This window comes from Halobacterium sp. CBA1132, assembly GCF_001485535.1.
Taxonomy (GTDB): Archaea; Halobacteriota; Halobacteria; order Halobacteriales; family Halobacteriaceae; genus Halobacterium.
Window position 1 is genome coordinate 1,581,784 of the sequence record NZ_BCMZ01000001.1, and the last position, 12,154, is coordinate 1,593,937.

Below are 12,154 nucleotides of genomic sequence, written 5' to 3' on the forward strand. Positions count from 1 at the left end.
CGAAGATGTTCGTACATACTGCCCCCAGCCTCAAGAAGTATTCCCGAATATGTTCGGGGAAACGGTGGGGGCGACGGAGCGAGACAGTTCAGACATGACCACGACGACCGACTGGCACGCCCACCTCTCGGAGACGCCCGTGCCGCTGGACCGCGAGCGCGAACTGCTCGACGTCCGCGAGATGGGGCCGCCGAACCCGCTCGTGCAAACGCTGGAGACGCTGCCGGACCTCGCCGACGACGTCGTCCTCGTGCAGGTCAACGACCGCGCGCCCCAGCACCTCTACCCGAAACTCGGCGACCGGGGCTACGAGTACGCGACCGTCGAGGCCGACGACGCCGTCGTCACGGGCATCTGGGTCGCCGACCCCTAGGGGCTCTGCCGCCCGGTCGCGTCCGTCGGGCGGAGTTCGTACCACGTCGCGTCCAACACCGCGGGGTCGGCGTCGAAGACGCTCATTCCGACGCTCGTCGCCTGCTCGGCGTACGTCCGCTGTTCGTCCGGACCGGGCTCCGGGATGCGGGCGAGGACGCCGTCGACGACGACGCTCGCCCAGTCGTCTGGCGAGTCGACATCGTAGGCGACGAGCGTCGCGGGCGTCTCTTCTCTCGGGTGTGTGTCCGCGCCGTCGGCCGCGGACAGCAGTTGGAACACGCAGCGGTCAGTCTCGTCGTCGTAGCCGAACGAGACCGGAATCGAGCGCGGGTCGTCCGCGTGGAGCGTGAGCACGCCGTCGCCCGCCGACTGGAGATACTCCGACACGGCGTCGTCGCTCATCTGAACGTCGGGAGCAGAGGACGCAGACGCTGGAGACGTCGAATCAGACATACACAGCCCCCGTACTCGAAGGACGCCGTTAATCGCGGCCGTCGTTCCAACGTCGTGGGAACCGGCGACAGTCAGCCGAGTTAACAACACGAGCTGCTTCTTTTAATACAATAACTCATAGCGAGCCGTCGTTCTAACAGCTGAATTAATAACTGGGTAGTCCGTAGGTCCAGATACAATGACCGACGACGCCGCCGGCGAGACAGCCGCCACCCTGACCGCCCGACTGTCGGTCCCCGATATGGACTGCCCGTCCTGCGCCGGCAAAGTCGAACACGCCCTCGACGGCGTGGCCGGCGTCGACTCCTTCGACACCCAGCCGACGACCGGCCGCGTCGTCGTCACCTACGACCCCGACGAGGCCGACGAAGCCGAGCTGGTCGCCGCTATCGAGTCCGCGGGCTACGAGGTGACCGGCCGGTCCGGCGAGAGCGAGGGCGAGCGCACCGAGCCCGCCAGCCCAGGCTCCGTCTGGACGAGTCCGCGCGCGCTGAAGACGTGGGCCAGCGGCGTCCTCGTCGCCGCCGGCTTCCTGCTGGAGTTCCTCCTCCCCGGCTCGAACGCCGCAATCGCGGAAGTGCTGGGCAGCGACGTGTTGCTGTCCGACGCCGCGTTCCTCGGCGGCATCCTCATCGCGGGCCAGCCCATCGTCCGCGGCGGCTACTACTCGCTGAAGAGCCTGAACCTCGACATCGACTTGCTGATGTCCGTCGCCATCTTCGGCGCCGTCGCCGCCAGCGTCGCGTTCGGCGAGCGCCTCTACTTCGAAGCGGCGACGCTCGCGGTCCTGTTCAGCGTCTCCGAACTCCTGGAGTCGTACTCGATGGACCGCGCGCGCAGCTCCCTCGAAGAGCTGATGGAACTCTCGCCGGACGAAGCGACGGTCCGGCGGGACGGCGGGGAGGTCACGATTCCCGTCGAAGACGTCCGCGTCGGCGACCGCGTGGTCGTCCGGCCGGGTGAGAAGATTCCGATGGACGGCGTGGTCGTCGAGGGCGAGAGCGCGGTGAACCAGGCGCCGATTACGGGCGAGAGCGTCCCCGTCGACAAGACCGAGGGCGACGACGTGTACGCCGGCACCATCAACGAGGCCGGCTACCTCGAAGTCCAAGTCACCGCGGAAGCCACGGAGAACACGCTCGCGCGAATCGTCGAGATGGTCGAGGACGCGCAAGCCAACCAGACCGACCGCGAGCAGTTCGTCGAGCGCTTCGCCGCCTACTACACGCCCGTCGTCGTCGGCGCCGGCATCCTCGTCGGCGTCGTCCCGCCGCTGTTCTTCGGGGCGTCGTGGCCGACGTGGATTCTGCGCGGCCTCACGCTGTTCGTGCTCGCCTGCCCCTGCGCGTTCGTCATCTCCACGCCCGTTTCGGTGGTTTCGGGTGTCACGAGCGCCGCGAAGAACGGCGTGCTCGTGAAGGGCGGCAACCACCTCGAAGCGATGGGCGCCGTCGACGCCGTCGCGTTCGACAAGACGGGCACGCTCACGAAGGGCGAACTCACCGTCACGGACGTCGTCGCGCTCGGTGACAACGACGAGGAGGACGTGCTACGCTGCGCGCGCGGCCTCGAAGCCCGCAGCGAACACCCCATCGGGGACGCCATCGTCGAGCACGCCGCCGACCGGGACATCGAGAGCCGAACCGTCTCGGACTTCGAGAGCGTCACCGGGAAGGGCGTGCGCGCTGACCTCGACGGCACCACCCACTACGCGGGCAAACCCGGCTACTTCGCGGACCTCGGGTTCGACCTCTCGCACGTCCACGCCGCCACCGACGGCGGGGTAGTCACGCAGAAGAGCCGCGACCTCTGCGAGCGCAACGACTGCCTGGACCTCCTCGAAGACCTCGTGCCCGAACTCCAGAGCGAGGGCAAGACGGTCGTCCTCGTCGGTACTGACGACGAACTGGAGGGCGTCATCGCGGTCGCCGACGAGGTCCGCCCCGAGGCGAAGGCGTCCGTCCAGCGCCTCCGCGACCTCGGCGTCGAACACACCGTGATGCTCACCGGGGACAACGAGCGCACTGCCGCCGCCATCGCCGAGCAGGTGGGCGTCGACGAGTTCCGCGCGGAACTGCTCCCCGAGCAGAAGGTCGAAGCCGTCGAGGACCTCACCGACGAGTTCGAAGCGGTTGCGATGGTCGGGGACGGCGTCAACGACGCGCCCGCGCTCGCCACCGCCACCGTCGGCGTCGCGATGGGTGCTGCAGGCACGGACACCGCCCTCGAAACGGCGGACATCGCGCTGATGGGCGACGACCTGACTCGGCTCCCGTACCTCTACGACCTCTCCGGCCGCACCACCGGCGTCATCCGGCAGAACGTCTGGTCGAGCCTTGCCGCGAAAGCGATTCTCGCGGCGGGTGTCCCCCTCGGCCTCGTCCCCATCTGGGTCGCCGTCCTCGTCGGCGACGCCGGCATGACCACCGCCGTCACCGCGAACGCGATGCGGCTCTCGCGCGTGAAACCGGAACTGGACGCCGAGGGCGAGGAGTAGCAGCGTCGCTACGTGGTTTACCTCAATCGGCTAATCTTACCTTGGTAAGTGTAAGGGGAGACAAAAACGGAGTTGACATCTCAGAATGGTCAAAACATTTTTATGTCTGTAGAAATAAGTAATATGTATGAGTTTAACATCTGGCCCGAATTCTAAATCGGCATTTGATGAAATGCGGGAAAGACCCGTAGGAAGTGCTCTACCACTCGTTCTATCGATTTCTGATGTGGTAAAACTGTATGGCTCTGGTGAGGCGGTTCGTACACCAATCCATAATGGGACGAATAGCAACACAACAATTATGATTGATTTAATATCGCTTCTTCTTCAGATTCTACTTCTGGCGATTAGCGTCTACGACATGATGTCGGACGAATAGAACCGAAGTGTAGATTCTCCACCCTACCATCTTCTCTATAGGGCGTACCGGAGGATCATATCCCACCAATCGCGATTACTTTGAGTTCTCGCGAGTACGGTTCAAAAAACAGAGTAGAGACGCAGGTTCTATCGGCTTCGCGGGCCGAGTCACCACGCCAGCCCGAGGCTTGCGAATACGACCACTTCCGACGCGTAGAACGCGAGTAAGTGTTTTGCCCGCGCTCGCGGCGCTCGAAAAGCGGCGGAGTCAGTCGTCGGCGTGCGCGTCGAGGTCCGCACCGCGCTCCGCCACGGTCACGTCGACGGCGGCGGCCTTGTACTCGGGAATCTTCGCGCGCTCGTCGAGCACGTCGTTCGTCAGCACGTTCGCCGAGGCGTCCGCGAAGTGCGGCGTCGTCCACACGACGCCCTCCTTGATTGCCTCCGTGACGTTCGCGCGCAGCGTGATTTCGCCGCGACGCGACCGCAGCGTCACGCTGTCGCCGTCCGCGACGCCGTACCGCTCGGCGTCCGCGGGGTGGACGTCCACGAAGTTCTCGGGGTGCTGGCGGGAGAGCGTCGCCGAGCGCCGGCTCATCGTCCCCGTGTTGTAGTGCTCTTCGAGGCGCGCCGTCGTCAGAATCAGGGGGTACTCCTCGTCGGGCGTCTCCCGCGGGGGCTGGTGGCGCACGCCCTCGATTTGCCCGAGGCCGCTCGGGGTGTCGAAGGAGTCCGCGTAGAGGAACTGGTCGCCCTCGTCACCGGGCTCGTAGCACGGCCAGTGCAGGCCGGTCTTGCCGAGTTCGTCGTAGGTCATCCCGTGGTAGATGGGGCAGACCTCGCGCAGCTCCTCGAAGACGTCCTCGGGGCCGTCGAAGCCCGAATCCTCGCCGAACAGCCGCGCGCCGACCTCGGTGAGGATGTCGAGGTCGTGGCGGGTGTGCTCGTGGACGTTCTCGACGCCCCGCATCCGCTGGACGCGGCGGTCCGTGTTCGTCACGGTGCCGCCGCGCTCGGCCCACGTCGTCGCCGGCAGCACGACGTCCGCGAAGTCGACGGTCTCCGTCGGGAAGATGTCCTGCACGACGACGAACTCCGTCTCCGAGAGGAGGTCCGCGACGCGGTCGGCGTTCGGCTCGCTCATCACTGGGTTCTCGCCCATGACGTAGAGACCGTGGACGGTGTCGCCGATGCTGTGCGTGATTTCGACGTTCGTGAGGCCGGGCTCGCTGGGAATCTCGAACCCCCAGACGTCCTCGACGGCCGCGCGGGCCTCGTCGTCTTCGACGGGCTGGTAGCCCGGGAGGACGTTCGGCATCGCGCCGACGTCGCTGGCGCCCTGCACGTTGTTCTGGCCGCGCAGCGGGTTCACGCCCGTCCCGGGCCGCCCGACGTTCCCGGTGACGAGCGCGAGGTTGATTTCGTTCTGGACGTTGTCCACGCCGCAGGCGTGCTGGCTCATCCCCATCCCCGTGAAGATGGCGGCGTTGTCCGCGGTCGCGTACACGTCGGCCGCGCGCTCGATGGCGTCGAGCGGGACGCCGCACTCCTCCGCAGCGGCCGCCTTGTCGAAGTCGGCGAGCGTCTCCCGGAGGTCCTCGATGCCCTCGGTGCGCCCGGCGACGAACTCCTCGTCCACCCAGCCGTTCTCTAAGACGGTCTTCAGGACGGCGTTCAGCAGCGGGATGTCGGTCCCCGGCTCCAACTGGAGGTGTATGTGGCGGTCCGACTCGGCGATGTCGAACGACTCCGTGGTCTTGTTCGCGTGCGGGTCGACCTGAATCACGGTCGCGCCGTCCAGCACCGCCTGCCGGAAGTACTGGCTGTTCGCGATTGGGTGCTGTTCGCCGGGGTTGGCGCCCTGAATCCAGAAGACGTCGGCCTCGTCGCGGAGGTCGGCCATGCTGTTGGTCATCGCGCCCGCGCCGAGGCTCTCGCGGAGCGCGTACACCGTCGACGCGTGGCACATCCGCGTGCAGTTGTCGACGTTGTTCGTGCCGTACCGCCGCGCGAGCTTCTGGAGGAGGTAGTTCTCCTCGTTCATCGTCTTCGAGGACGCGTAGAACCCCATCCCGTCCGGGCCGTGCTCGTCCCGAATCGCCTCCATCTCCGCGACCACCCGCGAGAGGGCTTCGTCCCACGACGCCGGCCGGAGGTCGCCGTCCTCCCGAATCAGCGGCTCGGTCAGCCGGTCCTCGTGGGCGACGACCTGCGCGGCCGCGCCGCCCTTGATGCAGACGCGGCCCTCGTTGACCGGCGCGTCGCCCCACGGCGCGAAGCTGACGTCGCCGGGTTCCTCGCCCTGCCGGACGCCGATGCCGCAGCCCACGCCGCAGTACGGACAGATGGTCTTCGTCGGTTCCTCACTCGACACGCCCGACCGCCTCCGTTGAGCCGCCAGTCATGTGTGTCACTCTAGCAAGCGCGGGCAAGAGTCTTTCCGCGATGCCGAGCGCGTGGGAACCGCTCAGGCGCGCGGCGCGTCGAGGAAGTCGAGGTCGACGCCGTCCAGCGAGACGAACTCCGCGACGAACTCGGTGGCGGGCTCGTGGTAGACCTCCGCGGGCGTCCCGACCTGTTCGAGTGCGCCGCCGTTCATCACGGCGATGCGGTCGCACATCGCCATCGCCTCCGCTTGGTCGTGCGTGACGTAGAGCGCGGTGACGTCGAGGCGGTCCAGCAGGTCGCCGAGTTCCTCCCGGAGCCGGCTCTTGAGCTTCGCGTCGAGGCCGGTCATCGGCTCGTCCAAGAGGAGAATCTCGGGCTCGATGGCGAGCGCGCGGGCGACGCCGACGCGCTGCTGCTGACCGCCGGACAGCGACGCGGGGTCGCGGTCGCGCAGCTCCGCGATGTCCAGCAGCTCCAGTAGCTCGTCGACGCGGCGCTGTCGCTCTTCACCGTCGACGCCGTGCATCCGCGGGCCGAACGCGACGTTCTCCGCGACGGTCATGTGCTCGAACAGCGCGTACGACTGGAACACCAGCCCGACGTTGCGGTTCTCCGGCGGGACGTGCGTGACCTCGCCGTCGTCGAAGTAGACGCCGCCCGCGTCGGGCGTCTCGAAGCCCGCGACGGTGCGCAGCGTCGTCGTCTTCCCGCAGCCCGAGGGGCCGACGACGGCGAGCGTCTCGCCGTCCGGGACGGCCACGGAGACGTCGTCTATCGCTTTCGTGTCGCCGTACGCCTTCGTCACCGAGTCGAGTGTTACACGTGCCATAGTCAGTCGCCTCCGATAGCGTCGAAGCCGCGGTTCCCGAGGCGCTGGAGCGCGACGGTGACCGCGACGACGATGCAGAAGAACAGCGACACCGCGGCCGCGGCCTGCGGGAACGCGCTGTTCGAGATGTGGCGCTGGAGGAACAGCGCCAGCGGCTGGGTGCCCTTCGCGTAGACGATGTACGAGAAGTTGAACTCCGCGGCCGCCAGCGTCCAGCAGATGATGGCGCCCGCGAGGATGCCCGAGCGCGCCTGCGGCACGATTACGGTGAGGAACGTCCGCGGCCAGGACGCGCCCAGCGACCGCGCGCTCTCCTCGATGCGCCGCAGGTCCATCGACTCGAACTCGCTGCGCACCGCCATCACCATGAACGGCGCCTTCAACAGCGAGTAGCCGACGATGAGGCCGAAGCTCGTCGCGGAGAGGTTCGGGTACGCGCGCAGGAACGCGACGCCGAGGACGACCCCGGGCACGAGCGGGAGCACGGAGAACGCGTCCACCCACTCCTTGCCGCGGAAGTCGTAGCGCGCGACGGCGTACGCGATAGGGACGCCGACGACGACGTTGATGGCGACGCCGCCGAGCGCGAGCGCGACGCTGAACGCCAACTCCGCGGGCACCTGAATGCCGATTCCGTTCGGGAGCGCGACCAGCGTCGTCCAGCCCATGCTGCGCTGGGAGCCGATGGTGTCCGCGAGCCCCAACACCACCCGCCAGTTGTCCAGCGTGCCCAGTCCCTCGGGGACGACGCCGGTCATCCGCGTGGCGAACGACCCGACGAACGTGTACGCGACCGGGAGGATGAGGAACGCCAGCGTCGCCGCGAGCACGGCGACGACGGCCGCGCGGCCGAACCGCCGGGAGGGCGCGACCCGGCGGTCGGCGGGCGCGTCGGCGCTCACAGCCCCACCTCCGCTTCGGTGTACCGGAGCGCGAGCGCGGTGAACGCGAACGCGAACGCGAAGTACGCGACGGCCATCGCGCCCGCGACGCGGAGGTCGAAGCCCGGGCCGAGTTCCCGCGAAATCTGGAGCGTCCAGACGACGAGGCTCTGAATCACGAGCAGCGTGCCGAAGATGGCCAGCGCGGTGCGGAACGTCAGCACGAGCGCGCCCGTGATGGCGGGCCGAATCGCGGGGAGCGTGACGTACCGGAACGTCTGGAACGGGGTCGCGCCGAGGCTCTGGGCGGCCTCCGCGGGGCGGTCGTCGACCTCCGCGTACGCGCCCCGGAGGATGAGCGTGGCGCGCGGAATCATCGAGTAGAGATACGCGAGGAACAGCCCGCTGGTGGTCGTGCCGAACGCGAGGTCGAGCGGGCTCGCCGCGGAGAACGCGGCGACGACGCTGGTGACCAGCCCGGTGTTCCCGACGAGCACGAGCACCATGAACGCCGCGACGATGCCCGGGAGGCTGATGGGGAACGACACCAGCGTCACGAGCAGGTCGCCGGCGGGCAGGTCGTAGGTTTCGAGGGCGTGCGCGATGGGGACCGCGAGCCCCACCGCCGTCACCGTCGTCGCGGCCGCGAACCACAGCGTGTTGACCGCGACGCCGCGGTAGTAGGGGTCCGTCAGCAGCGTCTCGTAGGCCGCGAGCGTGAACCCGACGGAGTCGTAGGTCTGCGTGGAGACGCTGATGCGCGCGACCTCCACGAGCGGGAAGACGCCCGCGACGACCGCGAGCGCGGCGAACGGCAGGCACAGCGCGACGATGCGGCGGCGCTCGCGGTCGCGCTCCGTGACCGGCGCGAGCAGCCAGTCGGGCGCGGTCACGGAGTCGGCGAGCCGACCCGCGACGGACATCAGAGCCCCGCGCCCCGCGTTATCTCCTGGATGATGGACTCCTGCTGGTCGACGAGCGCGCCGTAGTCCACTTGGAACTCCGTGCGGTCGTACTCGGCGCTGTCGATGAACTCGTCGGGCAGCTCCAGTTCGTCGGCGCGAATCGGGCGGACGTACGCGTCGAGGAACTGCTGTTGGCCCTCCAGCGAGAGCACGTAGTCCATGAACAGCTTCGCGGCCTCGGGGTTGGGGGCGTCTTCGAGGAGCGCGTAGCCGTAGGGCATGTTGAGCGCGCCCTGATTGCCGTTCTCGCCGCCGAGCAGCGCGACGCCGACGTTCTCCTCGGCGACCTCCTCGTTGTTGTACTTGAGGTCGAGCCCGGAGTAGTCGTAGCGCACGAACGTCGCGTACTCGCCGCGGGAGAACTGCGCGAGGAAGTTGTCCGTGAACTCCGCGCCGCCGTCCTGAATCTCGCCGTAGTAGTCGATGACGGGCTGGAGGTCGTCCATGCTGCCGCCGCGGGCGTTGTTGATGGACAGCGCGGCGGCGAGACCGACGGCGGCCTGCGGCGTCTGGAGCGCGAGGTCCTGCGTGACGTCGGGGTGGAGGAGGTCCTCCCACGTCTCGGGTTCGTCGAGGCCGCGCTCCTCGTAGATGTCCTTCCGGTAGGTGACGGCGGTGGTGACGCGCCGGGTGGCGGTGACGTGGTGGTCGTCGGTCTTCAGGGCGTCCGGTACCTGCTCCCAGCCCTGCGGCTTGTACGCCTGCGTGAAGCCGTCGTTGCGGGCGACGATGCCGTACGTGTACCCGCCGTTGTACCCCGAGTGGGTCATGTTGTTCTCGTGGGAGCGCATGTGCGTCAGCGCCTCCCCCGACGAGCGGTCGTCGTCGTTGACGGCGACGCCGTACTCGTCCTCGAAGGCGGACATCACCGACGGCCAGTTCATCCAGCCGGACTGCACGCAGTAGAAGTAGAGCTTCTGGGGGAACGCCGACGCCTCGACGGTCGTCTCGTACTCTCCGGCGCCGACGGTGTACGTCTCCGAGCCGCCACCGCCGGACGCGTCGTTGCTGGCGTTCTCGGTGACGCAGCCGGCGAGGCCGGCGGCCGCGAGCGCGCCCAGCGAGCGAACCACGTTGCGACGTGTGTCGGGCATCGTCTGGTCGAACTCCGACGCCCCACAAACGCGTTTATAATAGGATGGTTGACGCGTCTAGGCGACTCGTCACCGAGGGTGTGCTAGACAGTGCCGTACAGAGGCGTCACTGCACCTTCTCGGCGAACTGCTCGCGCACCTTCGCCACTTTCGGCGCGACGTTCACCGAGCAGTACGCCTGATTCGGGTTCTTCTCGAAGTAGTTCTGGTGTTCGTCCTCGGCGCGGTAGAACACCTCAAGGGGCTCGATTTCGGTGACGATTGGGTCGTCGTAGGCGCCGGCGGCGTCGAGTTCCTCGACAAACGCCTCGGCGAGTTCGCGCTGGTCGTCGTCGTGGTAGAGGAGTATCGAGCGGTACTGCTCGCCGACGTCCGGCCCCTGCCGGTTCAGCGTCGTCGGGTCGTGGACCTCGAAGAACACTTCGAGGAGGTCCTCGTAGGCGAGTTCGTCGCTGTCGTACTCGACCTGCACGACCTCCGCGTGGCCGGTCGTCCCGTTACAGACCTCGCGGTACGAGGGGTTCTCGACGTCCCCGCCGGCGTACCCCGACGTGACGTCCTCGACGCCGGCGAGCTGCTCGAACGCCGCTTCCACGCACCAGAAACACCCGCCGCCGAACGTCGCTGTCTCCGTCGTCATACCCCACAGTTGGTTGGCCCGCCAGTTAACAGACGCGGACGCCGAGGTCAGACCGCGAATTCGAGAACGGCCGTGACCGCGGCCGCGAGCACCACGCTCGTCGCGGTGATTTTCGCGGCGTACAGTCGGTCCGTGCGCCGGTTCGCGGCGTCCGGCACGTCCGCGCGGTCGTCGCCGAACGCGTACTGGCCCGCCAACGCCAGCCGCACGCAGAAGGACTCGTAGGCTTGGAACGCCCACTCGAAGCCGACCGCCAGCGGAACGAACACGGCGAGCAACAGCGGCTCCGGGAGCGCGCCGGCGGCGTACGCGGCGACCAGCGCGGCGGCCGCGAGGAACGCCAGCGCGGCAATTCGGCCGCGGCGCTGGCGCTGCTTGCTACCGATGTTACACTGTCCGGGCCGGTAATCAGTCACAGTTCGGTTTCGAGCGGTCGGCGGTTGAGGGTTGTGTCTCTCGCGACGCCTGCTGGTACTACGCGGAAGCGTCGTAGCCGGCGTCCTCGACTGCACCGACGAGCGCGTCGGCGTCCGCGTCGCCCTCGACGGTCGCGGCGTCGCGCTCGCGGTCCGCGCTCGCGCTCTCGACGCCGGCGACGCCTTCGAGGGCGTCCTCGACGGTCGATTCACAGCCGCCACAGCTCATTCCTTCGACGGTGATGGTTCGGGACACACGAGAACGTAGGTATCGGCGCATTAATGCAGTTTCGCCTCACGACGTTCGGCTTTCCGCCAGTATTCGCTTTGGATTCGAGCCCATCACTGCGAAATCGCTTTGTGTCTCTGCCTCGGAGTCGTGGGTATGTCGGACCTCGACGAGACAGACCGCCGCATCCTCGAACTGCTCGCGGCGGACGCCCGCCGCCCGTACAGCGACATCGCCGACGACGTCGGGCTGTCCGCGCCCGCGGTCTCCGACCGCGTCGCGAACCTCCGCGATAGCGGCGTCATCGAGCGCTTCACCGTGGACATCGACCGCTCGCGGCTCCGCGAGGGCGCGAACGTCCTCGTGGAGCTTTCGGTCCCGCCGGGCGACGTCGACGCCGTCCGCGAGGCCGTCGGGAGCGCGGACGCCGTCGAACACGTCTTCGTCACCGCCAGCGGCGACGTGGTGTGTTCGGCCCGGCTCCCCGTCGAGGACGTGCGCTCGTGGGTGACCGAGACCGTCGGCATTGAGCGCCTCCACGACTACGAGGTGACGCTGCTCGCGGACGCCGAGTGGCACCCCAGCGTCGGCGAGGAGTTCGCGATGGCGTGCGCGGAGTGCGGGAACACCGTCACCAGCGAGGGCGAGACGGCGCGCATCGACGGCGACCGCTACCACTTCTGCTGTTCGTCGTGTCTCGCGCGCTTCGAGGAGCGCTACGACCGCCACGACGCCGAAGCCTAACGGCTAAGCCGCCGCGCGCGAGTGAGTGCGTGTGAACCGGAACGCGTTCGTCTCGCGGTCGCTGCTGTTGTTCGCGCTCGTCGGCGCGAGCTTCGTCACCCTCGGATTCGGTCGGCTCGTACTCCCGTACCGGACCGCGCGCCTGCTCGCCGCGCCGCTGTTCCTCGCGAGCGTCCTGCTCGCTGTCGCCCTGTTCGGGCAGGCCGTGCTCGCGGCGCTCGGGATTGTGGACGCCGACTGAGGAGGACTGGGTGCTTCGTCCCCGGCGACCGTCGAATTCTCC

14 protein-coding genes are annotated in these 12,154 nt (G+C 67.9%); 5 read left to right on the forward strand and 9 right to left on the reverse strand.

Annotated features, from left to right (window positions below):
* The first annotated feature begins 94 nt into the window (after positions 1–94).
* Entirely contained in the window at positions 95–373 is a 279-nt protein-coding gene (locus AVZ66_RS08220; protein WP_082678867.1) for a DUF2249 domain-containing protein, read from the forward strand.
* Here AVZ66_RS08220 and AVZ66_RS08225 read toward each other — a convergent pair.
* Positions 370–777 carry a pyridoxamine 5'-phosphate oxidase family protein gene (locus AVZ66_RS08225; RefSeq protein WP_058983570.1) on the reverse strand — a complete coding sequence of 136 codons (408 nt, stop codon included), beginning with the start codon at positions 775–777 and terminating at the stop codon, positions 370–372. The two genes, AVZ66_RS08220 and AVZ66_RS08225, sit on opposite strands and share 4 nt — an antisense overlap.
* A 229-nt stretch (positions 778–1,006) precedes the next feature.
* Here AVZ66_RS08225 and AVZ66_RS08230 point away from each other — a divergent pair, with 229 nt between their 5' ends.
* Both AVZ66_RS08230 and AVZ66_RS16225 read left to right on the forward strand, forming a co-directional pair.
* On the forward strand, positions 1,007–3,325 hold the full coding sequence (locus AVZ66_RS08230; protein WP_058983573.1) for a cation-translocating P-type ATPase: 2,319 nt from the start codon (positions 1,007–1,009) through the stop codon (positions 3,323–3,325).
* A 127-nt stretch (positions 3,326–3,452) separates the two neighbouring features.
* Positions 3,453–3,704: a hypothetical protein gene (locus tag AVZ66_RS16225; protein ID WP_157575638.1), complete on the forward strand. Its 252-nt coding sequence runs from the start codon at positions 3,453–3,455 to the stop codon at positions 3,702–3,704.
* A 249-nt stretch (positions 3,705–3,953) separates the two neighbouring features.
* Here AVZ66_RS16225 and fdhF read toward each other — a convergent pair whose 3' ends face one another.
* From fdhF to AVZ66_RS08270, 8 genes are all read right to left on the reverse strand, one after another.
* Positions 3,954–6,059 carry a formate dehydrogenase subunit alpha gene (gene fdhF, locus AVZ66_RS08235; protein ID WP_058983575.1) on the reverse strand — a complete coding sequence of 702 codons (2,106 nt, stop codon included), beginning with the start codon at positions 6,057–6,059 and terminating at the stop codon, positions 3,954–3,956.
* A 93-nt stretch (positions 6,060–6,152) separates the two neighbouring features.
* The gene (locus tag AVZ66_RS08240; protein ID WP_082678815.1) at positions 6,153–6,902 is read right to left on the reverse strand and encodes an ABC transporter ATP-binding protein; all 750 of its coding nucleotides are present in this window, start codon (positions 6,900–6,902) and stop codon (positions 6,153–6,155) included.
* A 2-nt stretch (positions 6,903–6,904) separates the two neighbouring features.
* The gene (locus tag AVZ66_RS08245; RefSeq protein ID WP_394326158.1) at positions 6,905–7,732 is read right to left on the reverse strand and encodes an ABC transporter permease; all 828 of its coding nucleotides are present in this window, start codon (positions 7,730–7,732) and stop codon (positions 6,905–6,907) included.
* Between the two features lie 68 nt (positions 7,733–7,800).
* Positions 7,801–8,706, reverse strand: coding sequence for an ABC transporter permease (locus tag AVZ66_RS08250; protein WP_058983578.1), 906 nt, complete (start codon positions 8,704–8,706; stop codon positions 7,801–7,803).
* Positions 8,706–9,842: an extracellular solute-binding protein gene (locus tag AVZ66_RS08255; RefSeq protein WP_058983580.1), complete on the reverse strand. Its 1,137-nt coding sequence runs from the start codon at positions 9,840–9,842 to the stop codon at positions 8,706–8,708. The genes AVZ66_RS08250 and AVZ66_RS08255 overlap by 1 nt, the downstream gene beginning before the upstream one ends.
* Positions 9,843–9,948: 106 nt before the next feature.
* The gene (msrA, locus tag AVZ66_RS08260) at positions 9,949–10,482 is read right to left on the reverse strand and encodes a peptide-methionine (S)-S-oxide reductase MsrA (RefSeq protein ID WP_058983582.1); all 534 of its coding nucleotides are present in this window, start codon (positions 10,480–10,482) and stop codon (positions 9,949–9,951) included.
* A gap of 47 nt (positions 10,483–10,529) precedes the next feature.
* Positions 10,530–10,898, reverse strand: coding sequence for a hypothetical protein (locus AVZ66_RS08265; RefSeq protein WP_058983584.1), 369 nt, complete (start codon positions 10,896–10,898; stop codon positions 10,530–10,532).
* A 58-nt stretch (positions 10,899–10,956) separates the two neighbouring features.
* On the reverse strand, positions 10,957–11,154 hold the full coding sequence (locus AVZ66_RS08270; RefSeq protein ID WP_058983585.1) for a heavy-metal-associated domain-containing protein: 198 nt from the start codon (positions 11,152–11,154) through the stop codon (positions 10,957–10,959).
* 129 nt (positions 11,155–11,283) lie between these two features.
* On the opposite strand from AVZ66_RS08270, the gene AVZ66_RS08275 reads away from it, so the two are divergent.
* Positions 11,284–11,871, forward strand: a complete 588-nt coding sequence (locus tag AVZ66_RS08275; protein WP_058983587.1) for an AsnC family transcriptional regulator — start codon at positions 11,284–11,286, stop codon at positions 11,869–11,871.
* A gap of 31 nt (positions 11,872–11,902) precedes the next feature.
* Positions 11,903–12,112, forward strand: a complete 210-nt coding sequence (locus AVZ66_RS08280; protein ID WP_058983589.1) for a hypothetical protein — start codon at positions 11,903–11,905, stop codon at positions 12,110–12,112.
* Positions 12,113–12,154: the final 42 nt, after the last annotated feature.

What these genes read in the sequence shown, in the direction of transcription:
- AVZ66_RS08220 (WP_082678867.1), top strand. Translation starts at nt 95, where the DNA reads ATGACCACGACGACCGACTGGCACGCCCACCTCTCGGAGACGCCCGTG.
- AVZ66_RS08225 (WP_058983570.1), bottom strand. Translation starts at nt 777, where the DNA reads ATGAGCGACGACGCCGTGTCGGAGTATCTCCAGTCGGCGGGCGACGGC.
- AVZ66_RS08230 (WP_058983573.1), top strand. Translation starts at nt 1,007, where the DNA reads ATGACCGACGACGCCGCCGGCGAGACAGCCGCCACCCTGACCGCCCGA.
- AVZ66_RS16225 (WP_157575638.1), top strand. Translation starts at nt 3,453, where the DNA reads ATGAGTTTAACATCTGGCCCGAATTCTAAATCGGCATTTGATGAAATG.
- AVZ66_RS08240 (WP_082678815.1), bottom strand. Translation starts at nt 6,902, where the DNA reads ATGGCACGTGTAACACTCGACTCGGTGACGAAGGCGTACGGCGACACG.
- AVZ66_RS08250 (WP_058983578.1), bottom strand. Translation starts at nt 8,706, where the DNA reads ATGTCCGTCGCGGGTCGGCTCGCCGACTCCGTGACCGCGCCCGACTGG.
- AVZ66_RS08255 (WP_058983580.1), bottom strand. Translation starts at nt 9,842, where the DNA reads ATGCCCGACACACGTCGCAACGTGGTTCGCTCGCTGGGCGCGCTCGCG.
- msrA (WP_058983582.1), bottom strand. Translation starts at nt 10,482, where the DNA reads ATGACGACGGAGACAGCGACGTTCGGCGGCGGGTGTTTCTGGTGCGTG.
- AVZ66_RS08275 (WP_058983587.1), top strand. Translation starts at nt 11,284, where the DNA reads ATGTCGGACCTCGACGAGACAGACCGCCGCATCCTCGAACTGCTCGCG.